Here is a 23,253-nt window from a genome sequence, read left to right as displayed (position 1 = left end):
TCTTTTACCTCTTACGCCAGACGCGGGTTAACTTTATCTGCATCGATATTGAATTTGGCAATTGCGTCTGCAACCACTTTCTTATCGATTTCGCCACGTTTAGCCAGTTCGCCCAGCGCTGCAACTACCACGTAGGAAGCATCAACTTCGAAGTGGTGACGCAGGTTCTCACGGCTGTCAGAGCGACCGAAGCCGTCGGTACCCAGTACGCGGTAATCATCAGCCGGTACATAAGTACGAACCTGCTCGGCGAACAGTTTCATATAGTCAGTCGATGCCACAGCCGGAGCGTCGTTCATCACCTGGGCGATGTACGGAACGCGCGGAGTTTCCAGCGGGTGCAGCATGTTCCAGCGCTCACAATCCTGGCCATCACGCGCCAGTTCGGTGAAGGAGGTGACGCTATAAACGTCAGAACCTACGCCGTAGTCTTTCGCCAGGATCTCAGCGGCTTCACGCACGTGACGCAGGATAGAACCGGAACCCAGCAGCTGAACTTTACCTTTGCTACCTTCGATGGTTTCGAGTTTATAGATACCTTTACGGATACCTTCCTCGGCACCTTCCGGCATTGCCGGCATGTGGTAGTTTTCGTTCAGGGTGGTGATGTAGTAGTAAACGTTCTCTTGTTTCTCACCGTACATACGCTCCAGACCATCATGCATGATGACCGCAACTTCGTACGCGTAAGACGGATCGTAAGAGATACAGTTCGGGATAGTCAGAGACTGAATATGGCTATGGCCATCTTCGTGCTGCAGACCTTCGCCGTTCAGCGTCGTACGACCGGAGGTACCACCGACCAGGAAGCCGCGAGCCTGTTGGTCGCCAGCCTGCCAGCACAGGTCACCGATACGCTGGAACCCGAACATGGAGTAGTAGATGTAGAACGGAATCATCGGCAGGTTGTTGGTGCTGTAAGAAGTCGCAGCCGCCAGCCAGGATGCGCCAGCACCCAGTTCGTTGATACCTTCCTGCAGGATCTGACCTTTCTCGTCTTCTTTATAGTAAGCAACCTGCTCACGGTCCTGCGGGGTGTACTGCTGACCGTTCGGGCTGTAAATACCGATCTGACGGAACAGGCCTTCCATACCAAAGGTACGCGCTTCATCGGCGATGATTGGTACCAGGCGGTCTTTGATGGACTTGTTCTTCAGCATCACGTTCAGAGCACGAACAAACGCGATAGTGGTAGAAATTTCTTTGTTCTGCTCTTCCAGCAGCGGACCGAAATCAGCAAGCTGAGGCAGTTCCAGCTTCTCATCGAAGTTCGGCTGACGAGTCGGCAGGTAACCGTGCAGTTTCTGACGCTGTGCGTGCAGATAGGTATGTTCTTCAGAACCTTCCGGGAAGGTAATGTAAGACAGGTTTTCCACCTGCTCATCGGTTACCGGCACATTGAAACGGTCGCGAATGTGACGCACGCCGTCCATGTTCATTTTCTTAACCTGGTGAGCGATGTTTTTACCTTCAGCGGTATCACCCATGCCGTAACCTTTGATGGTATGGGCCAGGATGACGGTTGCTTTGCCGGTAGTTTCCTGCGCTTTTTTCAGTGCAGCGAAGACTTTCTTCGGATCGTGACCACCGCGGTTCAGTGCCCAAATCTGATCGTCAGACCAGTCGGCAACCAGCGCTGCGGTTTCCGGATATTTACCGAAGAAGTGCTCACGAACGTAAGCGCCGTCTTTGGATTTAAAGGTCTGGTAGTCGCCGTCAACGGTTTCGTTCATCAGTTGGATCAGTTTACCGCTGGTATCTTTACGCAGCAGTTCATCCCAACGACCGCCCCAGATAACCTTGATAACGTTCCAGCCAGCACCTGCGAAGATACCTTCCAGTTCGTTAATGATCTTGCCGTTACCGGTGACCGGGCCGTCAAGACGCTGCAGGTTACAGTTGATAACGAAGACCAGGTTGTCCAGTTTCTCACGGGTAGCGATGGTGATCGCACCTTTGGATTCTGGTTCATCCATCTCGCCATCGCCCAGGAAGGCATAAACGGTCTGTTTGGAGGTGTCCTTCAGGCCACGATGTTCCAGATATTTCAGGAATTTAGCCTGGTAGATTGCACCGATTGGGCCCAGACCCATGGAAACGGTCGGGAACTGCCAGAAGGTCGGCATCAGTTTCGGGTGCGGGTAGGAAGACAGGCCTTTGCCATGAACTTCCTGACGGAAGTTGTTCATCTGCTCTTCAGTCAGACGACCTTCCAGGAATGCACGTGCGTATACGCCCGGAGAGATGTGGCCCTGGAAGTAAACCAGATCGCCGCCATCCTGCTCGTTGCGTGCACGGAAGAAGTGGTTGAAGCACACTTCGTAGAAAGTCGCGGAAGACTGGAAGGAAGCCATGTGGCCACCCAGTTCGAGATCTTTTTTCGATGCGCGCAGAACGGTCATAATAGCGTTCCAGCGGATCGCAGAACGGATACGACGTTCCAGATCCAGATTTCCCGGGTATTCCGGTTCATCTTCAACGGCAATAGTGTTTACGTAACTGCCAGTCGATGTGCCAGCAGCCACTTTCACCCCGCCTTTGCGGGCTTCAGAAAGGAGTTGGTCAATCAGATACTGAGCGCGCTCAACACCTTCTTCACGGATGACCGATTCGATCGCCTGTAGCCAGTCGCGAGTTTCGATCGGATCCACGTCATTGGGTAAACGTTCTGACATGGGGGGTATTCCTTATCTATCTAATCGTTGATTAATCTGGAACCTGTCCCATTGCGCTCTTTGTTCTTCATACTTCTGGCTGTCTCTTTGTTGGCTTCGCTTCCTCACCCCAGTCACATAGTTCACTATGCTCCCGGGGATTCGCGCGCTTGCCGCCGCGATACACCCAAAATTATTTTGAACAACTAAAAGTGCAATAAGACAGGTTCTGCGTTTAGTTGCCGCGCTCTAAAAATGGCGCTTAAGAACCGGAGTTCTCATCTTTTCGTTGCTGTAAACGGCGCAGTGAGCGTTCACGACGGCTCTGCTCACGGCTGCGATCCAGCAAAATTTCCTCAATGAACGCCAGGTGACGATGCGAGGCTTCACGCGCCTGCTCCGGCTCCCCGGCGATTATCGCCTCGAAAATCCGAGTGCGATGATTGCTGACCTGCGGGAGCATCTCCCGGCGGGCATACAACAATTCAAAATTCTGGCGAACGTTTTGGGCCAGCATCGGTTCCATGCAGCGTAGCAAATGGAGCAACACCACATTATGCGCCGCTTCGGTGACGGCAATTTGATACTGGACGACGGCATCGGATTCGGCGTCAAGGTCGCCGGACTGCTGGGCTCGCTCTATGGCCTGATGCAGCTCGCGAATACGTTCGCGGTCTTCATCATTGCTGCGCAGCGCTGCGTAATAAGCCGCAATGCCTTCAAGCGCGTGCCGAGTTTCCAGCAGATCAAATTGGGATTCAGGGTGGTCGGACAGGAGCTCTACCAGCGGGTCGCTGAAGCTCTGCCACAGGCGGCTTTGTACAAACGTTCCACCTCCCTGGCGACGAAGCAACAACCCCTTGGCTTCGAGGCGTTGAATCGCCTCACGCAGCGAGGGGCGGGAAACGTCGAACTGTTTTGCCAGTTCGCGTTCAGGCGGGAGCTTTTCACCGGGGCGCAACGTCCCCTCAAGGATCAAAAACTCCAGCTGCTGCTCTATCACATCGGATAGTTTTGGTTGGCGGATCTTGCTGTAGGCCATATTCCCTGTCTCTGCCATTAGCCCGGAGTCAATTGGTCTTACCAATTCATAGTTCGTAGCGCTAAAGTAACAAAGTATTCACCTTCTGTCCATACAGGTTTTGATTGAAATCAGTAAACCCAGCATGTTTTAACAAACATACAGAAATAACATTTCAAAAATGTAACTTTGCACAAATGTTATGTTTACCCACAATGAGGTAGCGTTAACGTAATCGAAACGAAATAATACGCTATCTGAACCGATTCACCTCACCATCAAGTGAATAAAAATTCATTATTTATGAATTTAAAGAAAATAAGAGGTAGGTAGTGGGTATGCAGGCATGATTTACAAATGGTTTCTTTTTGCTCGCTTCGTCATCATCCCTTCATAAAGCAGGTGCATTCACTGCCGCTTATCACTATTCTCCATGATACGAAAGGCCTTTTCATGAATTACCACCCTGCCTTGCGTAAAGAAATCAGTACAGAAACGGAATTTCATAATTACACAAACACAACAATATGTGCATCGTATCACTCAGGGTAAAACGGGGCGCAGGCTCGCTGAAATTTCGCTGACTATGCTATCAGGCAGGGACAGACAGTGAAGAAGTCACCTGAAGGATGACGCGTACAAACATAATAACCATAACCACACACGAGGTTTCATGATGGAAGGTCAACAGCATGGCGATCGGCTAAAGCGCGGCCTTAAAAACCGCCATATTCAGCTTATTGCGCTGGGAGGCGCTATCGGTACCGGTTTATTTCTGGGTAGTGCATCCGTCATCCAAAACGCAGGCCCGGGTATTATTCTGGGCTACGCAATTGCCGGTTTCATCGCCTTTCTGATCATGCGTCAGCTGGGTGAAATGGTGGTAGAAGAGCCTGTAGCAGGTTCATTTAGCCATTTCGCCTACAAATACTGGGGCGGCTTTGCAGGCTTCGCTTCCGGCTGGAACTACTGGGTTCTTTACGTTCTGGTGGCCATGGCAGAGCTCACTGCCGTAGGGAAATACGTCCAGTTCTGGTGGCCTGAAATCCCGACCTGGGTTTCTGCAGCCATCTTCTTCGTTGCCATCAATGCCATCAACCTGACCAACGTCAAAGTGTTTGGCGAGATGGAATTCTGGTTCGCAATCATTAAAGTCGTCGCCGTCGTGGCGATGATCCTGTTCGGCGGCTGGCTGTTGTTCAGCGGCAACGGCGGCCCGCAGGCCACCGTACGCAACCTGTGGGAGCAGGGTGGATTCCTGCCGCACGGATTCACCGGGCTGGTGATGATGATGGCGATTATCATGTTCTCGTTTGGCGGTCTGGAGCTGGTCGGTATTACGGCAGCAGAAGCCGATAATCCAGAGCAAAGCATTCCTAAAGCCACCAACCAGGTTATCTACCGTATCCTGATTTTCTATGTGGGCTCGCTGGCCGTTCTGCTCTCCCTGCTGCCGTGGAGCCGCGTGACCGCTGACACCAGCCCGTTCGTCCTGATCTTCCACGAACTGGGCGATACTTTTGTGGCTAACGCGCTGAATGTCGTGGTACTGACCGCGGCGCTTTCCGTTTACAACAGCTGCGTCTACTGCAACAGCCGGATGCTGTTCGGCCTGGCACAGCAGGGTAACGCACCAAAAGCGCTAATGAACGTCGATAAACGCGGCGTACCGGTTAACACCATTCTGGTTTCCGCGGTAGTGACCGCACTGTGCGTCCTGATTAACTACTTCGCACCGGAATCCGCGTTTGGTCTGCTGATGGCGCTGGTCGTTTCTGCGCTGGTAATCAACTGGGCGATGATTAGCCTGGCACACATCAAATTCCGTCGCGCCAAACAGCTGCAGGGCGTAGTCACCCGCTTCCCTGCGCTGTTTTATCCGCTAGGAAACTGGATTTGCCTACTGTTTATGGTCGGTGTGCTGGTCATCATGCTAATGACTCCAGGTATGGCAATTTCCGTTTACCTGATCCCGGTATGGATTGTGATCCTCGGCATTGGCTATCTGTTTAAGCAAAAAACAGCTAGCGCCATAAAAGCATAATCATACATCTCCAGAATCTGTGCCCGCCGCCATTTTGCGGGCACAGAGCATTGTTATCTGCTTCACACTTTCCTCGCAACAACCTATTTGTCCATATCGTTGACCTTTTCCTGCAACGCATTTATCCATTATCCAGCTAATAATTCTCTCCATACCGCAACGGGGAGATCTCCACCATGAATGGCAATAAGCTTTCAGTTAAAGAGAAAATTGGCTACGGGATGGGCGATGCCGGATGTAACATCATCTTCGGCGCCATCATGTTGTTTGTTAACTATTTTTATACGGATATCTTCGGGCTCGCACCGGCCCTGGTCGGCGTTCTGCTGCTTTCCGTACGCGTTATCGATGCCGTGACCGACCCGATTATGGGCGCAATGGCTGACCGTACTCGCAGTAAATATGGCCGTTTTCGTCCATGGCTACTGTGGATTGCCTTCCCGTACGCGCTGTTTAGCGTGCTGATGTTTACCACCCCCGAATGGTCCTACAACAGCAAAGTTATCTATGCTTTCGTCACTTACTTCCTGCTCTCGCTGACCTATACCGCGATCAACATTCCTTACTGTTCATTGGGTAGCGTGATTACTAATGACCCGCAGGAACGCGTAGCCTGCCAGTCCTATCGTTTTGTCATGGTCGGTATCGCCACCCTGCTGCTCTCTCTGACGCTGCTGCCAATGGCGGATTGGTTCGGCGGTGAAGATAAAGCCAAAGGCTACCAGATGGCGATGACGGTGCTCGCCTTTATCGGCATGTGTATGTTCCTGTTTTGCTTCGCTACCGTTCGTGAACGCGTACGCCCGGCAGTGCAGACTAACGACGAACTGAAAAAAGATCTGAAAGACGTCTGGAAGAACGATCAGTGGGTACGTATCCTGCTGCTAACCCTGTGCAACGTCTGTCCGGGCTTTATCCGCATGGCCGCCACCATGTATTACGTCACCTGGGTCATGCAGCAAAGCACCCACTTCGCGACGCTGTTTATCAGCCTCGGCGTGGTGGGAATGATGATTGGCAGCATGCTGGCAAAAGTACTGACCGACCGTTGGTGCAAACTGCAGGTATTTTTCTGGACCAACATCGTGCTCGCCATTTTCTCCTGCGCGTTCTACTTCTTCGATCCGCATGCCACCATGATGATTATGGTGCTCTACTTCCTGCTGAATATTCTGCATCAAATCCCATCGCCGCTGCACTGGTCGCTAATGGCTGACGTTGACGACTACGGCGAGTGGAAGACCGGCAAACGTATTACCGGCATCAGCTTCTCCGGTAACCTGTTCTTCCTGAAGGTCGGACTGGCGATTGCCGGGGCAATGGTTGGCTTCCTGCTCTCCTGGTATGGCTACGATGCTGGCGCTAAAGAGCAGAGCGCCTCAGCTGTTAACGGTATTGTGCTGCTGTTTAGCGTCATCCCTGGCGTCGGTTACCTGATTACCGCCGGTGTCGTACGCATGCTGAAAGTGAACCGCGAGTTCATGCGCCAAATTCAGTCAGACCTGGAGAAACGCCGCATCAACTACAGTGAACTAAATGAGTTCCAGGATCACAAAACCAGTGAACACGTAAGGAAAGCTTGATGAAAAACTGGCCAAACCCGTTTATTGAACAACGCGCAGATCCGTTTATTCTGCGCCATCAGGATTGCTACTATTTTATTGCCTCGGTTCCGGAGTATGACCGACTGGAAATTCGCCGCTCTGCAACCCTTGAAGGCCTGCGCGACGCCCAGCCGGTGGTGGTCTGGCGCAAGCCGGAGAGCGGCCCAATGAGTCAGCTGATTTGGGCCCCGGAACTACATGAAATCGAAGGTAAATGGTACATCTACTTTGCCGCCAGCCACACGCATGATCTCGATGAATTGGGCATGTTCCAGCATCGCATGTTCGCTCTGGAATGCGCGGATAGCGACCCGCTAACCGGCAAGTGGCAGGAAAAGGGCCAGGTAAAAACGCCGTTTGATACCTTTGCGCTGGATGCCACCACCTTCCACCATCAGGGCAAGCAGTGGTACCTGTGGGCGCAAAAAGACCCGGATATTGCGGGCAACACCAACCTGTATCTGGCTGAACTTGAAAACCCGTGGACGCTAAAAGGCAAACCAGTGATGTTGAGTAAGCCGGAGTTTGACTGGGAGTGCCGCGGCTTTCTGGTCAACGAGGGTCCGGCGGCGCTGTTCCACGATGACAAACTGTTCATCAGCTACTCCGCCAGCGCTACCGATGAAAACTATTGCATGGGCTTACTGTGGATAGACGTCAACGCCGATCCGCTCCAGCCGGAAAACTGGCATAAAGCACCGCAGCCGGTGTTCCGCACCAGCTACGAAAATCGTCAGTATGGGCCGGGACACAACAGCTTTACGCAAACGTCGGAGGGAGAAGATGTGCTGGTGTATCACGCGCGCAACTACACCGAAATCGAAGGCGATCCGCTGTACGATCCGAATCGTCATACCCGTCTGAAATTGGTTCGCTGGCAAGAAAATGGGATGCCTGATTTTGGCATCCCAGCGGCTGATACATTGTAGCACTACGCTTACAGGGGCGGGTTTTGTAGGCCGGGCAAGGCGTAAGCCGCCGCCCGGCAAAGCGCGTTCAGGTTGTTAAATCAACGTCCCGTAAATCGTCAGCAGCGCCATAATCACCACTACCACCAGCGACGTTTTCTTCGCCATGGAAACCGCCGCTTTCGGCGTAGCCACTTTATCGACGTGCGGCTCGCGAGCCAGCGAATACTGCGCCAGACGGGTTAATACCTGATATTGCGAAGAGTGGCGATCGCCCAGCGACGCAAACCAGGCCGGTAAAGCTTTTTCTCCGTGCCCTACCAGCGCATAAACCACGCCAACCAGGCGTACCGGCACCCAGTCCACTACGTGCAGGATACCGTCGATTCCCGACTGTAAACGATGATGTGGCGTCTGATAACGCGCCAGCCACGTTTGCCAGGCTCGCAGCACACAATAAGCGATTAGCGTTAACGGCCCCCACGGCCCGCCAACAACGAACCAAAACAGCGGGGCAAGATAATAGCGATAGTTAATCCACAGCAGTGCGTTTTGCAGCTCGCTGAGATATTCACGCTGATCGCAACCCGGCGGCACGCCGTGGATAAGGGTAAGCTCACTGGCCATGGCGTCGCAGGCGCGGCTATCATCACGGGCAGCGGCTTTCAGATACGCATGGTAATGCAAGCGGACTTTCCCAGCACCAATGCACAGCAGGCCGAGCAAAATCCAGAACACCAGCAGCGGAACGTTAAATAGCTGCCCTTGTAGCAAGCGCTGAATAATAAAGACCACCGCTACCGCTGCAGCCGTCATCAGTACGGTGCCAAAGAGTGAATAATGCTTTACCCGGCGAAACAACACTTCCAGCCGGTGATCAAGCTGCCAGTGTTCGCCCAGCTTGAACAAACGCTCGGCAATAAGCACTAACAGCGTGGTAAACAACGTCATGGCATCTCCTTATCTGACGACGAGGTTAACAAATCGCGAAATTTTGCCCAGTCAAAAGCCGGGCCGGGATCCGTTTTACGCACAGGAGCAATATCGCTGTGGCCGGTGATATGGTCTGCAATGGCCGGATAGAGCGAAATAAGCTGCCGGGTAATAGCCGCCAGTTGCTGATATTGCGCCTCGGTATAGGCCTGTGTGTCGGTCCCTTCCAGCTCAATGCCTATTGAAAAATCATTACAGCGCTCACGTCCGTGGTAGCTGGAAACGCCCGCGTGCCACGCGCGCTTATCGAAAGGCACATACTGCACGATTTCACCGTCCCGGCGAATCAGACAATGCGCCGAAACGCGAAGATGGGCTATCTCAGCAAAGAAAGGATGGGCATCGGGATCGAGCGTACCGCTGAATAGGGCATCAATCCATGGACCGCCAAATTCGCCGGGCGGCAAACTGATATTGTGCACCACCAGCAAAGAAGGGGTTTCATTATCCGGGCGGCTATCGTGGTGCGGCGAAGGAACCCGACGCGCATCTACCAGCCATCCCCCGTTCAACTGCATGTCGAGTCTCCTTTTACTAACCTGTGCATTCGCGGCGCCCGGGGGCCAAAGAATGCCTGCTGTTATACGCACTATCACTCATCACAAAACTAACTTGAGACCCACGGTGAAGCCGCCGGAAGGATGAAGTGGATGTGGTACAGAAACGTGGTTCAGGTTAGCATGTTTCCCACTTCTGAATCCTATCTATCTGGAGCTTTATCATGTCGCCTCGTCGCTACAATCCCGACCGCCGCCGTGACGCGCTGCTGGAACGTGTTAATCATGATATTACTGACGCCGTCGCCCAATCCCTGCGTGAAGATCTGGGCGGTGAAGTAGATGCTAATAACGACATTAGCGCACAATTGTTGCCGCAAGACGCGCGCTCGCATGCAGTGGTAATCACTCGTGAAGACGGCATATTTTGCGGTAAACGCTGGGTAGAAGAGGTCTTTATTCAGCTCGCCGGAGATGATGTCAACCTCACCTGGCATGTTGCCGATGGCGACGCGGTTAAGGCAGATCAGCCGCTGTTTGAACTGGATGGCCCCTCCCGTGTTCTGTTAACCGGCGAGCGCACCGCGCTCAATTTCGTGCAGACATTATCCGGGGTGGCAAGCGAAGTCCACCGCTATGTCGACCTGCTTGCTGGAACCAAAACCCAACTTCTCGATACGCGTAAGACGTTGCCTGGTCTGCGCACGGCGCTGAAGTATGCGGTCCTGTGCGGAGGCGGAGCGAACCACCGCCTGGGTCTGTCCGATGCCTTTCTGATCAAAGAGAACCATATTATCGCTTCCGGCTCAGTGCGCCAGGCGGTAGAAAAAGCGTTTTGGCTGCATCCTGATGTGCCGGTAGAAGTTGAAGTTGAAACCCTTGAGGAGCTTGAAGAAGCGCTGAAAGCGGGGGCTGACATCATTATGCTCGACAACTTCACCACCGACCTGATGCGTGAAGCAGTGAAACGCACCAATGGTCAGGCGGCGCTGGAGGTTTCCGGCAACGTCACCTTCGATACTATCCGTGAATTTGCCGAAACCGGCGTCGATTACATCTCCGTTGGCGCACTAACCAAGCACGTTCGCGCGCTCGATCTCTCAATGCGTTTCCGCTAACTGTCCTGCCCCGGTTGATATCCTGCACCGGGGCTCTTTTTGCGAGCCGACTCGCACACCGATAATCCCTCAATGCAACCCGCAAAAAAAGCCTGGAACCTTGCTTCCTTAGGCGCGATCAGCGACTCGCACAGCGTATTAAAGCCTGGCAAAGTGCTCCCGAAAACAACAAGGAGCAACTTATGGATAAACAACGTGGCTTTACCCTTATTGAACTGATGGTGGTCATTGGGATCATCGCAATTCTCAGCGCTATCGGCATTCCTGCTTACCAGAACTACCTGCGAAAAGCGGCTCTCACCGACATGCTGCAAACATTTGTACCTTTTCGCACCGCCATTGAGCTTTGCGCGCTAGAGCACGGAGGATTAACAACCTGTGATGGCGGCAGCAATGGCATCCCCTCACCCGCTACCACGCGTTACGTCTCGGCAATGAGTGTCGCCACCGGCGTTGTCACGCTCACCGGCCAGGAAAGCCTCAATGGCTTAAGCGTCACGATGACACCAAGCTGGGATAACGCTAACGGCATCACCGGCTGGCAGCGCGTTTGCAGCATTACCGGCGACAGCGCGCTTAAGCAAGCCTGCGAAGACGTATTCCGTTTTAACTGAGGGTGAGGCAATGAAAACTGAACAATTGATACCTCTGTGCCAGCGCTACCAGGCATTACTGCTCAATAGCGATGCACACACTATTGCCATCGCCGTTGTAGATGCGCCAGCACCAGGGCTTATGGAAGCACTACGCTTCGCGACCCAGAAACGAATCGATATTGAGTGCTGGAGTCAGGACCGGATGGACAAACGGCTACAGACACCAGGGATAGCGGTAGCCCCAATGCATAATGAAGCCTCGGCAAGCGTAGTTGAACAGGTTAATCACATCCTGGAACAAGCCCTACGTCAACGCGCGTCCGATATTCATATCGAACCCGGCGAAAACCACCTGAGAATTCGCCTGCGGGTAGACGGCGTGCTGCACCCGCTTTCGCCTCTGGCCCCGGAGCTTGCCGCACCGATTACGGCCCGGCTGAAAGTGTTGAGTAATCTGGATATCGCCGAGCACCGTTTACCGCAGGACGGTCAGTTTACTCTTACGCTTGCCGATCGCCCGGTCTCTTTTCGTATCGCTACGCTTCCCTGCCGCGGCGGAGAGAAAATCGTTCTGCGTTTATTACACCAGGTCGAACAAGCTCTGGATCTCGAAGCGCTAGGGCTCTCCTCTCAACAGCTTGCTGACTTTCGCTCGGCGCTTAACCAACCGCAGGGTCTGCTGTTGGTCACAGGCCCAACGGGAAGCGGAAAAACCGTCACCTTATATAGCGCGCTGCAGGCGAGAAATCGCGATGAGGTAAACATCTGTAGCGTGGAAGATCCGCTGGAGATTCCGATTGTGGGGATGAATCAGACGCAGATTAATCCCCGTGCCGGGCTAACCTTCCATAGCGTACTGCGCGCCCTGCTGCGTCAGGACCCCGACATCGTGATGGTGGGCGAAATACGCGATGCGGAAACGGCTGAAATTGCGATAAAAGCGGCGCAAACCGGACACCTGGTCCTCTCTACCTTACACACTAATTCGACCAGCGAAACCCTGGTGCGCCTGCAGCAAATGGGCGTCGCTCGCTGGATGATCTCATCAGCACTCTCGCTGGTTGTTGCTCAACGCCTTGTGCGCAGGTTGTGCCCACACTGTCGCCGGGAAACCGGCAGCTCGGCCGATGTCCCGCATAGCCTGTGGCCACGAGCGCTTCCTCGCTGGCAGGCTCCGGGCTGCCAGCACTGTTATCACGGCTACTACGGGCGACTGGCGCTATTTGAGCTTTTACCCGTTAACACCGCGCTACGGCAAGCCATCACTCAGGAGCTTAGCGCTACTGAAATCGAATCCCTGGCGCGAGAAGCGGGAATGATGACGCTGTTTGAGAGCGGCTGTCTGGCCGTGGAACGAGGACTGACCAGCCTCGAAGAGGTGGTTCGCGTTCTGGGGATCCCGCATGGCGACTAAGCGGCTGTGGCGCTGGCGTGGTATCGATGTTCAGGGCGTCCCCTGCCAGGGCACGCTTTGGAAAGAGAATCGCCCGCTGGCATTGCAGATGTTGCAACAGGAGCGAATCATCCCACTGACGCTGCGCCGCTGTAGCGTGCAAAATTCACTGTGGCATCCACGCCACAGCGGTGAAATCATCCGCCAGCTAGCCGCGCTACTGCAAGCTGGCCTCCCACTGGCGGAGGGGCTGGAACTGCTGGCGCAACAGCAACCCAACGCACAATGGCAGGCCCTGCTGCAAACGTTGGCTGATGACCTGGCGCAAGGCATTTCACTTTCGGCTGCCCTGGAGAAATGGCCTGAAGTATTTCCCCCACTCTATTTGGCCATGATCCGTACCGGTGAGCTCACCGGCAAGCTGGAGCTTTGCTGCACACAGTTAGCCCTTCAGCAGCGAGAACAGCTGCGTCTTAGCGAGAAAGTGAAAAAAGCGCTGCGCTATCCGATTATTATTTTATCCCTGGCGCTGCTGGTGGTCATGGGGATGCTGTGCTTCGTCTTACCGGAGTTCGCCGCTATCTATCGAACCTTCAATACTCCGCTACCATTACTGACCCGAGCGGTGATGAGCGTCGGCGATGGGTTAACTCACTATTGGCCTGTTCTGGCAGTACTGGTCGTTTTACCTGCAATTATTAATCGGCTGATTCGCCAGAGACCAGGCTGGTTGCTGCATCGCCAAAAGCTACTCCACGCGCTGCCAGTATTTGGTAAATTGCTGAGTGGGCAACGGCTTAGCCAGATTTTCACCGTACTTGCGTTAACGCAAAGCGCGGGTATCAGCTTCTTACAGGGCCTGCAAAGCGTGGAGGAAACCCTAAGCTGCCCGTTATGGCGACAAAGGCTCCAGCAGGTCGGTCTGCAAATTACCCATGGAGAACCCATCTGGCAGGCGCTGACTCATAGCGGAGGTTTTACACCGCTCTGTCTACAACTCATTCGTACCGGTGAAGCTTCAGGCTCGTTGGATACTATGCTGGAGAATCTGGCTCGCCATCATAGTGAGCAAACGCATCAGCAGGCAGATAACCTGGCAACCCTACTTGAACCTATGATTCTGGTGATAACTGGAGCGATTGTCGGGGTGCTGGTTGTGGCAATGTACTTACCCATTTTTCATCTGGGTGATGCCATTAGCGGGATGGGCGGATAAACGCTGGCGCGAATGCGCCAGCGAGAGGCATTACAGGCTATTGAACACGCGGTTCTCTTGTTCCTGTACGCGAATGAAGGTAGTACGCTTGGTCAGTTCCTTCAGGCGTGAAGCACCCACATAGGTACACGCTGAACGCAGGCCGCCGAGGATATCACGCGCGGTATTTTCAACCGGACCGCGCAGAGGCAGCTTAACAGTTTTACCTTCTGCTGCACGATACTGAGCGACGCCGCCAACGTGACGGGTCATTGCTGATTCAGAGCTCATACCGTAAAACAGCATGAATTTTTCACCATTTTCTTCAACTACGGTACCGCCGCTCTCTTCGTGACCTGCCAGCATACCGCCCAGCATCACGAAATCAGCACCACCGCCGAATGCCTTAGCCACATCGCCAGGCATGGTACAGCCACCATCACTAATGATCTGCCCGCCCAGGCCATGTGCCGCATCGGCACATTCGATAACAGCGGAAAGCTGAGGGTAGCCCACGCCGGTTTTCACACGGGTAGTACACACAGAGCCCGGGCCGATACCGACTTTCACAATATCAGCGCCAGAAAGAACCAATTCTTCACACATTTCACCGGTAACAACGTTACCCGCAATAATGGTTTTTTGCGGCCAGGCTTCGCGGGCTTTGGCAACAAACTGCACAAAGTGTTCGGAGTAACCATTTGCGACGTCAATACACACGAAGCTAAGCTGCGGATTCTGGGTCAGGATCTGTTGGGTTTTTTCAAAGTCTGCATTGGAAGTGCCGGTCGAGACCATGACGTGTTTCACTATATCTGCGGATTCGCCCTGTACAAACGCCTGCCACTGCTCAACGCTGTAATGCTTATGGACTGCAGTCAGAACGCCAAAGGAGGCCAGAGCTTTAGCCATAGCAAAGGTGCCGACAGTATCCATATTGGCCGCAATGATTGGCACACCGGACCAGGTCTGGCCAGAGTGTTTGAAGGTGAATTCACGTTCCAGCTGTACATCAGAACGGCTTTTGAGGGTAGAACGTTTCGGGCGGATAAGAACGTCTTTAAAACCAAGCTTCAAATCTTCTTCAATACGCATGTGCGAATTCCTGGGGTTAATTGCATTATTGTGAGAGCACAACTCCAGTGACGTTATCATACGCACGAATCATGACCGCGCAAGACTGCGATTTTCACTTTTTTTACGCTACAATCGTATAAATTTACCTGGTGAATAGCCAAAAGTGATTTTGCAACACTCAATCATCAACGTATCATTTTTAACCAATTGATTTACATGTACAAAAAAACAAGAATGCGTTGTGAAAGCAATTTATCGGTTTGACAACCAACCGATAAAAACCGCCACCACAGTGTAGTCTCCCGTGAATAGCGGACTGTCTCAAAGAAAAATGTGCATGTTGTCAGTTTCAGGATTGAAGCCTATGAAGTACACGGTAGCGTTAACGGGCGGCATCGGCAGTGGTAAAAGTACCGTAGCCGATGCATTTGCACATCTTGGAGTTAACGTTATCGATGCCGATGTTATCGCACGTCAGGTTGTAGAGCCCGGAACCCCGGCGCTTGATGCTATCGCTGAACGCTTCGGCCAGCAGATACTCAACGTAGACGGAACGCTGAACCGTCGCGCTCTGCGTGAACACATCTTTGCTCATGCTAAGGATAAAACCTGGCTTAACGCGCTGTTGCACCCCCAAATTCAGCAGGAAACGCGTCGACAGATGCAGCTTGCAACCTCGTCTTATATTCTCTGGGTCGTACCATTACTGGTCGAAAATCGTTTGTTCGCCAAAGCCGATCGCGTACTGGTTGTCGATGTGCCAAAAGAGACGCAAATAGAGCGCACGATGCTCCGCGATCGGGTCAGCCGCCAACATGCGGAACATATTCTCGCCGCTCAGGCCACGCGCGAGCAGCGCCTTGCCGTTGCGGATGATGTTATTGAAAATATGGGTCCACCTGCGGCTATTGCAGCAGATGTCGCCCGCCTGCATAAAAAGTATCAAACGCTGGCATTGCAGGCCGCCTCACAGGAAAAAACGTAATGCATACCCCTGTTCTATTTGAACATCCGCTCAATGAAAAAATGCGCACCTGGCTGCGTATTGAGTTTTTGCTTCAGCAGCTATCCGTATACCCAACTATCACCAGCCATGCGGATGCGCTTCATTTTTTCCGTAATATCGGCGATCTCTTAGATGTCCTTGAACGTGGCGAAGTCCGTACCGATCTGATGAAAGAGCTGGAACGCCAACAGCGGAAATTACAATCCTGGGCAGAAGTCCCTGGTGTCGATCAGGAACGTATCAATACGCTGCGCCAGCAGTTGAAGCAGTTATCCAGCATGCTGATCTCAGCCCCTCGCATTGGTCAATATCTGCGCGAAGATCGCCTGGTCGGGCTGGTACGTCAACGCTTAAGTATCCCTGGCGGTTGCTGCAGCTTTGATCTCCCAACGCTACATATCTGGTTGCATATGCCCCAGGAATATCGCGATGAACAGGTTGGCAAGTGGCTGTCCAGCCTCGACCCTCTGTCACAATCGCTGGTGCTCATTCTCGATCTGATCCGCAACTCAGCCGCCTTTCGCAAGCAGACCAGCCTGAACGGTTTTTATCAGGATAACGGCGAGGATGCCGATCTGTTACGCCTGCGTTTGGATCTTGCCAGCCAGCTGTACCCGCAAATATCCGGTCATAAGAGCCGTTTTGCTATCCGCTTTTTGCCGCTGGACAGCGAGCATGGCATCGTGCCAGAGCGTTTTGATTTTGAACTGGCCTGTTGTTAAGGAGAAAATATGTCAGAAGAGATAACCGTCAATTGCCCAACCTGTAGCAAAATTGTGGTCTGGAATGAACAGAGCCCGTATCGCCCTTTTTGCTCCAAGCGCTGCCAGCTTATTGATTTAGGCGAATGGGCAGCAGAAGAAAAACGCATCCCAAGCAGTAGCGATCTATCAGACAGCGATGGCTGGAGCGAAGAGAAAGAGTAAGTCGTCTGGTTTTTTCTTAAGGCGGGCAAGCATAGCGCTCCCGCCATAATTTACCGAATAATGGCTCACGAGTTTTGAACTAATTTTGCAATCACAGGCTCATTTGCGGGAGGGAAATCCTCAGCATTCAGCGCATTCTGCGCCATCCAACGGCCAGGTTGTCCCTCTTTCCCCCACGGTTCACCTTCCCAGACATCTACCAGCCAGAACCACAGCGTGATATGGCGGTCAGGAAACTGATATTCCAGCTTATCGAACAGTCGGCACGATTTAACCGTAATGCCCACTTCTTCCTGCAATTCACGAACTAATGCCTGCTCTGACGACTCACCTTCTTCAATTTTTCCACCGGGAAATTCAAGTTTATTCGCCATATGTGCATCAGCAGACCGCTGTGTTATAAAAATTTCGCCTTGCGGATTGCGGATGATACCGACTGAGATTTGCAGTTTCTTCATTGTATTCATTCCATAAAAAAGGCGCAGATATCTGCGCCTTTATGTTTAATGTTGTAGAGCTTAGCTCAGGCGACCGTGGCACTGCTTGAATTTTTTCCCAGAACCGCATGGGCAAGGATCGTTACGGCCCACTTTGCGATCGCCAGTTTGCTCTGCCAGTGCGGCAGCGGCGGCGGTGTCATCATCCTGATGACTAAGCTGCTGCATCTGCGCGAGACGTTCAGCCTCTTCACGACGCTGCTGTTCCATCGCCTCAACCTCTTCCGGCATCCGCACCTGGACCTTGCTCAACGTGCTAATCACTTCATATTTCAGCGATTCCAGCATAGAAGCGAACATTGAGAAGGATTCACGCTTATATTCCTGCTTCGGATCTTTCTGCGCATAGCCGCGCAGGTGGATACCCTGACGCAGGTAGTCCATTGCCGCCAGATGCTCTTTCCAAAGGGAGTCCAGAGTCTGCAGCATGACGCCTTTCTCGAAGTGACGCATCATCTCAGCGCCAACAACCTCTTCCTTACGCTGATAAGTTTCGATGGCGCTCTGCAGAATACGCTCGCGCAGGGTTTCTTCATGCAGCTCCGGCTCTTTATCCAGCCACTCTTTGATTGGCATGTCGAGATCGAAGTCGTTTTTCAGACGTTCCTGCAAGCCTTCAACATCCCACATTTCCTCCAGTGACTGCGGCGGAATGTGCGCATCAATAGTCACTTTGAAAACGTCTTCGCGGATGCTGTTAATAGTTTCGCTCACATCAGACACATCCAACAGCTCGTTACGCTGGCTGTAGATTGCGCGACGCTGGTCGTTAGCAACATCATCATATTCCAGCAGTTGCTTACGAATATCAAAGTTACGGCTTTCCACTTTACGCTGAGCATTGGCAATCGCCTTGGTCACCCAAGGGTGCTCAATCGCTTCTCCAGGCTTCATGCCCAATTTACGCATCATTCCCGACACACGGTCAGAGGCAAAAATACGCATCAGCGCATCTTCCATTGACAGATAGAAACGGGAAGAACCGGCATCCCCTTGACGACCTGAACGGCCACGGAGCTGGTTATCAATACGGCGAGATTCGTGGCGCTCGGTACCGATAATATGCAGGCCACCTGCAGCCAATACCGCATCGTGACGAATCTGCCAGTCAGCTTTAATCTGAGCAACTTGCTCTTCGGTAGGATCTTCCAGGGCTGCGACTTCAGCCTGCCAGCTACCGCCGAGCATAATATCGGTACCACGACCAGCCATGTTGGTCGCGATGGTCACCGCAGCCGGATAACCCGCCTGGGCGACGATGTCTGCTTCGCTGGCATGGAACTTGGCGTTCAGCACGTTGTGCTTGATACCTGCTTTCGTCAACTCATTGGAGACTACTTCTGATTTTTCAATAGAAATAGTCCCCACCAGGACCGGCTGACCCGCGGCAGTACGCTCTTTGATGTCTTCAATAATGGCCTGAATTTTTTCCGCTTCGGTCATATAGACCAGGTCCGCCATATCTTTACGAATCATCGGACGGTTGGTCGGAACCACAACGGTATCCAGTTTGTAGATCGAGCTAAATTCAAAGGCTTCGGTATCGGCAGTACCGGTCATCCCCGCCAGTTTCTCATACAGACGGAAATAGTTCTGGAAGGTGATGGAGGCCAGCGTCTGGTTTTCGTTCTGGATATCAACACCTTCTTTCGCTTCAACGGCCTGGTGCAGGCCATCTGACCAGCGACGACCTTGCATAGTACGACCGGTATGTTCGTCGACGATGATAACTTCGCCATCTTTAACGATGTAGTCAACGTCACGCGTGAACAGTACATGAGCACGCAGCGCGGCGGTAACGTGATGCATCAGCATGATGTTAGTCGGTGAGTAAAGAGACTCACCTTCATCCATGATGCCTTCGTTAACCAGCAGCTCTTCAATCAACACCAGACCGCGTTCAGTCAGGTTAACCTGACGCGCTTTCTCATCGACAGAGAAGTGACCTTCACCGGTAAAGGTCTCAGAATCTTCTTTCTCCTGACGTACCAGATGCGGGATGATTTTGTTCACTTTCTTATACATTTCGGAGCTGTCTTCAGCCGGGCCAGAAATGATAAGTGGGGTACGCGCTTCATCAATCAGGATGGAGTCCACCTCATCCACCAGCGCATAGTGCAGTTTGCGCTGTACGCGTTCTTCAGGACTAAACGCCATGTTGTCGCGCAGATAGTCAAAACCATATTCATTGTTAGTGCCGTAGGTAATATCTGCACCGTATGCTTCGCGCTTGGCCGGAGCTGGCAGGCCAGACATGTTGATACCCACGCTCATCCCGAGGAACTCAAACAGCGGGCGGTTGTTTTCCGCATCACGTTGCGCCAGGTAATCGTTGACGGTAACCACGTGTACGCCTTTACCAGTCAGTGCATTAAGATATGCTGGCAGGGTTGCGGTCAGGGTTTTACCTTCACCAGTACGCATCTCCGCGATGCAGCGCTCATTAAGCACCATCCCGCCCAGCAGCTGGACATCAAAGTGGCGCATACCAAAAACACGCTTACTGGCTTCGCGTACCACCGCGAAGGCTTCCGGAATCAAACTCTCCAGGCTTTCGCCTTTTTCCAGACGAGCACGGAACTCGACGGTTTTAGCCTTCAGCTCATCATCAGAAAGTTTTTCCATGGACGGTTCCATGGCATTGATGACGTTGACGGCTTTGCGCATACGACGCAGTGTACGGTCATTACGGCTACCGAATACTTTAGTTAATAATTTGATTAGCATAATAAAATCTCAAACGCCCCGCGATGCGGAGTCACAAAAAATAGAAAGGTTCGTTTTTGTTTCAGCTGAGACGTTGAGGCCCGGCGCGGATACCCGTTACCTGGCTAATCCAGGTACAGACACGAAATGCACAATGAGCCCAGGACGGGTTATATGCCACCTGGCGGACAATGGCTGGCGGTTTGCTCTCCTGCGTCAGCAGCGCGCTGAGCGTGTCGAGCAGGGCCAGATGTTGTGCCTGAAGCGGCGAAGATTCTTCGGCTACCGGCAACACCTGCGGTGCCATCGCAAATGACAGGTGACGAATAACCGTGCGAATAGCGTGCTGATGCCAGTAATCAACCGTGAAATTGGGGCGACGATTGGAGGATTCCAGCAGTGCCAGCTGAGAGAAGTTAACTTTAGCCGGGTTATGGTTGCTGGATGTCGTTTTTGCAGGTGATGCGGTTTCATGCTCATGAGCATTACTAAGCGCAGGCAGGCCAAGGCTAGCCGCGACCATCCCCAACAGGAGATGCGGCCAAAAATACCGTCTGCCAAACTGTCGCCAGCGCGTCAGCAATCCACTCACTTACATTACCTTTATGTTGGTAGCAACCCTGAGAAATATTTTGCGCCCAAATATTAACATTAATACGCCATCACAGCAGCAGGAATGAAGGCTTACGCGGGGTAAAAACGTTTAAAAAAGGAGCGAACGCACGATAAATGCAGAAGAAAGATCGGAGCAGAATACAGGACTGGAAACTCAGAAAGAAAAACGACTGGCTCCCTGGCCGGAGAGAGTACCAGGTTACCAGTCGAATTTACTGCATGGTCAGGCTTATGCCATAACCAACGTCGGTGCACGGAATGCCAGCGGCATTTCTGCGTCGTCTTCGAAAGTCACATACTCCCAGGCTTCCTGTTTTGCCAGAACAGCCTGCAGCAGTTTGTTATTCAACGCGTGACCGGATTTGTACGCCGTGAATGCACCGATGATATTGTGACCACACATAAACAGGTCACCAATCGCATCCAGCATTTTATGGCGGACAAACTCATCTTCAAAGCGCAGACCGTCTTCGTTCAGTACGCGATAATCGTCAACAACGATGGCACAATCGAAGCTGCCGCCCAAGCACAGGCCACGGGACTGCAGATATTCGATATCACGCATGAAACCGAAAGTACGCGCGCGGCTAATTTGGCGCATAAACGCATCAGCCGAGAAGTTCATTGCATAGCGCTGGCTGCTGGAATCAATCGCCGGATGGTTAAAATCAATGGTGAAGTCCAGTGAAAAACCATTATACGGTTTGAATTCAGCCCATTTATCGCCATCTTCAACGCGAACTGTCTCTTTGATACGTACAAATTTCTTAGCGCAGTTCAATTCATCAATGCCGGCATCCAGCAACAGATAAACGAACGGAGCCGCACTACCGTCCATAATCGGGACTTCCGGGGCATCGACTTCAATAACAATGTTGTCGATACCTAAGCCAGCCAGTGCGGCATTGAGGTGTTCGACCGTCGATATCCGCACGTCATGCTCGTTGACCAGGCAAGTACAGAGCATGGTATCACGCACAGATTTGGCATCAGCCGGAAAATCAACCGGTGGATTCAAGTCGGTGCGACGATAGATGACCCCGGTATTTGCCGGCGCAGGGCGTAACGTCAGTGTGACCTTTTTGCCGGTATGCAAACCGACGCCAGTCGCCTGAACGATACGTTTAAGAGTCCTTTGTTTGATCATCGTATAATCTCGCCAAGTTACCTATCCAACCGAAGTGTACAATACATTCGGCAGGCCAGTTTAGCACAAAGAGCGCAGATGCCCAACTTCCAGCCAATTCTTAGTCGGCTTGCTTACGCAGGAACGCTGGAATATCCAGATAATCCGGCTCTTTTGCAGTTTGTGGCGTATTGTCGTTCACCACTTTAGCTGCCGGTTTCTGCTCTTGATTCAATGGAGACATACCGTGCTGCTGGTAGCGATCCATCACCGGCTGCTGAACCTGTTTGTTGGTTACCAGGGTAATTTCTGGACGTTTGTCCATACCGATACCAGTGGCAACAACGGTCACGCGCAGCTCGTCGTTCATATCAGGGTCCAGAGAAGTACCGATAACCACGGTCGCGTTATCCGAAGCAAATGCACGAATAGTGTTACCTACGGTCTCGAACTCATCCAGACGCAGATCGAAGCCCGCGGTGATGTTGACCAGTACGCCGCGCGCGCCGGACAGATCGATATCTTCCAGCAACGGGGAAGAAATAGCCATTTCAGCCGCTTCTTCTGCACGGTCTTCACCGCTCGCCACACCGGAGCCCATCATCGCGTAGCCCATTTCAGACATCACGGTACGCACGTCTGCAAAGTCGACGTTCATCAGACCCGGACGGGTAATCAATTCGGCGATCCCCTGCACCGCGCCTTTCAGCACGTCGTTTGCTGCGCCAAAAGCGTCAAGCAGTGAGATACCGCGGCCCAGGACTTTCAGCAGCTTGTCGTTCGGGATAGTGATCAGCGAGTCTACGTGCTTGGACAGCTCGGTAATCCCCTGCTCAGCGAATGCCATGCGCTTCTTGCCTTCGAAATTGAAAGGCTTGGTCACGACGGCAACGGTCAGGATACCTAAATCTTTTGCTACTTCAGCGACAACTGGTGCCGCACCGGTTCCGGTACCGCCGCCCATACCGGCTGCGATAAATACCATGTCTGCACCGTCAAGTGCAGCGCGCAGCGCTTCACGATCTTCATCCGCCGCATTACGACCAACTTCCGGGTTTGCGCCTGCGCCCAGACCTTTGGTAATACCGCTACCGATCTGAATAGTCTGGCCAACCGCTGTTTTGCGCAAAGCCTGCGCGTCGGTGTTCACCGCAAAAAATTCAACACCCTCAATGCGCTCGCGCACCATGTGCTCAACGGCGTTACCGCCGCCGCCACCGACGCCGATGACTTTAATCACCGCGTCGTTGGTCAGTTCCATAGGTTCAAACATAATT

Annotated in this window: 20 protein-coding genes; 10 read left to right on the top strand and 10 right to left on the bottom strand. The window is 52.7% G+C overall.

Features of this window, described 5'->3' with window-relative positions; genetic code table 11:
* Nucleotides 1-11 precede the first annotated feature (11 nt).
* Both aceE and pdhR read right to left on the bottom strand, forming a co-directional pair.
* Nucleotides 12-2,675 carry a pyruvate dehydrogenase (acetyl-transferring), homodimeric type gene (gene aceE, locus HV127_RS12355; RefSeq protein WP_110272535.1) on the bottom strand — a complete coding sequence of 888 codons (2,664 nt, stop codon included), beginning with the start codon at nt 2,673-2,675 and terminating at the stop codon, nt 12-14.
* 241 nt (nt 2,676-2,916) lie between these two features.
* Nucleotides 2,917-3,696: a pyruvate dehydrogenase complex transcriptional repressor PdhR gene (gene pdhR / locus HV127_RS12350; protein ID WP_004098632.1), complete on the bottom strand. Its 780-nt coding sequence runs from the start codon at nt 3,694-3,696 to the stop codon at nt 2,917-2,919.
* Nucleotides 3,697-4,348: 652 nt separating this feature from the next.
* Here pdhR and aroP point away from each other — a divergent pair.
* From aroP to HV127_RS12335, 3 genes are all read left to right on the top strand, one after another.
* Nucleotides 4,349-5,719 (top strand): aromatic amino acid transporter AroP, encoded by a 1,371-nt coding sequence (gene aroP, locus HV127_RS12345; RefSeq protein ID WP_182236346.1) that lies wholly within the window; start codon nt 4,349-4,351, stop codon nt 5,717-5,719.
* A gap of 176 nt (nt 5,720-5,895) precedes the next feature.
* A complete protein-coding gene (locus tag HV127_RS12340; protein WP_182236345.1) occupies nt 5,896-7,302 on the top strand; it encodes an MFS transporter in 1,407 nt (468 codons plus the stop codon).
* A complete protein-coding gene (locus tag HV127_RS12335; RefSeq protein WP_182236344.1) occupies nt 7,302-8,252 on the top strand; it encodes a family 43 glycosylhydrolase in 951 nt (316 codons plus the stop codon). Before HV127_RS12340 ends, HV127_RS12335 begins: the two co-directional genes overlap by 1 nt.
* 75 nt (nt 8,253-8,327) lie before the next feature.
* Here the strand turns inward: HV127_RS12335 and ampE are convergent, their stop codons facing one another.
* Complete coding sequence (ampE, locus tag HV127_RS12330; RefSeq protein WP_112215511.1) at nt 8,328-9,182, bottom strand: beta-lactamase regulator AmpE; 855 nt, start codon at nt 9,180-9,182, stop codon at nt 8,328-8,330.
* The gene (gene ampD, locus HV127_RS12325; RefSeq protein ID WP_182236343.1) at nt 9,179-9,742 is read right to left on the bottom strand and encodes a 1,6-anhydro-N-acetylmuramyl-L-alanine amidase AmpD; all 564 of its coding nucleotides are present in this window, start codon (nt 9,740-9,742) and stop codon (nt 9,179-9,181) included. Before ampD ends, ampE begins: the two co-directional genes overlap by 4 nt.
* 203 nt (nt 9,743-9,945) lie before the next feature.
* Between ampD and nadC the strand changes: the two genes are divergently transcribed.
* From nadC to hofC, 4 genes are all read left to right on the top strand, one after another.
* Nucleotides 9,946-10,839 carry a carboxylating nicotinate-nucleotide diphosphorylase gene (gene nadC / locus HV127_RS12320; protein ID WP_182236342.1) on the top strand — a complete coding sequence of 298 codons (894 nt, stop codon included), beginning with the start codon at nt 9,946-9,948 and terminating at the stop codon, nt 10,837-10,839.
* A gap of 182 nt (nt 10,840-11,021) precedes the next feature.
* Nucleotides 11,022-11,453 carry a prepilin peptidase-dependent pilin gene (gene ppdD / locus HV127_RS12315; RefSeq protein WP_110272542.1) on the top strand — a complete coding sequence of 144 codons (432 nt, stop codon included), beginning with the start codon at nt 11,022-11,024 and terminating at the stop codon, nt 11,451-11,453.
* Nucleotides 11,454-11,463: 10 nt separating this feature from the next.
* Nucleotides 11,464-12,849: a type II secretion system protein GspE gene (gene gspE / locus HV127_RS12310; protein ID WP_182236341.1), complete on the top strand. Its 1,386-nt coding sequence runs from the start codon at nt 11,464-11,466 to the stop codon at nt 12,847-12,849.
* Nucleotides 12,839-14,044, top strand: coding sequence for a protein transport protein HofC (gene hofC / locus HV127_RS12305; protein ID WP_182236339.1), 1,206 nt, complete (start codon nt 12,839-12,841; stop codon nt 14,042-14,044). The genes gspE and hofC overlap by 11 nt, the downstream gene beginning before the upstream one ends.
* A gap of 30 nt (nt 14,045-14,074) precedes the next feature.
* On the opposite strand, the gene HV127_RS12300 is transcribed toward hofC, so the two are convergent.
* On the bottom strand, nt 14,075-15,118 hold the full coding sequence (locus HV127_RS12300) for a GMP reductase (protein WP_112215517.1): 1,044 nt from the start codon (nt 15,116-15,118) through the stop codon (nt 14,075-14,077).
* 346 nt (nt 15,119-15,464) lie between these two features.
* Here HV127_RS12300 and coaE point away from each other — a divergent pair, with 346 nt between their 5' ends.
* Genes coaE through yacG form a run of 3 tightly spaced genes read left to right on the top strand, consistent with a single transcriptional unit; the run spans nt 15,465 to nt 17,032 of the window.
* The gene (coaE, locus tag HV127_RS12295) at nt 15,465-16,085 is read left to right on the top strand and encodes a dephospho-CoA kinase (RefSeq protein WP_182236337.1); all 621 of its coding nucleotides are present in this window, start codon (nt 15,465-15,467) and stop codon (nt 16,083-16,085) included.
* Complete coding sequence (gene zapD, locus HV127_RS12290) at nt 16,085-16,828, top strand: cell division protein ZapD (RefSeq protein WP_182236336.1); 744 nt, start codon at nt 16,085-16,087, stop codon at nt 16,826-16,828. The genes coaE and zapD overlap by 1 nt, the downstream gene beginning before the upstream one ends.
* 9 nt (nt 16,829-16,837) lie before the next feature.
* A complete protein-coding gene (gene yacG / locus HV127_RS12285) occupies nt 16,838-17,032 on the top strand; it encodes a DNA gyrase inhibitor YacG (RefSeq protein WP_112215520.1) in 195 nt (64 codons plus the stop codon).
* Nucleotides 17,033-17,097: 65 nt separating this feature from the next.
* On the opposite strand, the gene mutT is transcribed toward yacG, so the two are convergent.
* The 5 genes from mutT to ftsZ all read right to left on the bottom strand — a co-directional run bounded on the left by mutT (nt 17,098) and on the right by ftsZ (nt 23,249).
* A complete protein-coding gene (gene mutT, locus HV127_RS12280) occupies nt 17,098-17,490 on the bottom strand; it encodes an 8-oxo-dGTP diphosphatase MutT (RefSeq protein WP_181483594.1) in 393 nt (130 codons plus the stop codon).
* 60 nt (nt 17,491-17,550) lie between these two features.
* Nucleotides 17,551-20,256, bottom strand: a complete 2,706-nt coding sequence (secA, locus tag HV127_RS12275; RefSeq protein ID WP_182236335.1) for a preprotein translocase subunit SecA — start codon at nt 20,254-20,256, stop codon at nt 17,551-17,553.
* A gap of 61 nt (nt 20,257-20,317) precedes the next feature.
* Entirely contained in the window at nt 20,318-20,827 is a 510-nt protein-coding gene (secM, locus tag HV127_RS12270) for a secA translation cis-regulator SecM (RefSeq protein ID WP_182236334.1), read from the bottom strand.
* A 252-nt stretch (nt 20,828-21,079) separates the two neighbouring features.
* Nucleotides 21,080-21,997 (bottom strand): UDP-3-O-acyl-N-acetylglucosamine deacetylase, encoded by a 918-nt coding sequence (gene lpxC / locus HV127_RS12265; RefSeq protein WP_110272551.1) that lies wholly within the window; start codon nt 21,995-21,997, stop codon nt 21,080-21,082.
* A 100-nt stretch (nt 21,998-22,097) separates the two neighbouring features.
* The gene (ftsZ, locus tag HV127_RS12260; protein ID WP_110272552.1) at nt 22,098-23,249 is read right to left on the bottom strand and encodes a cell division protein FtsZ; all 1,152 of its coding nucleotides are present in this window, start codon (nt 23,247-23,249) and stop codon (nt 22,098-22,100) included.
* Between the last annotated feature and the right edge of the window lie 4 nt (nt 23,250-23,253).

Origin of the sequence: Klebsiella sp. RHBSTW-00215, assembly GCF_014103785.1 — a bacterium.
GTDB lineage: Bacteria > Pseudomonadota > Gammaproteobacteria > Enterobacterales > Enterobacteriaceae > Klebsiella.
Note: the sequence above shows the minus strand (reverse complement) of the source record. Positions and strands in the feature narration are given on the sequence as shown.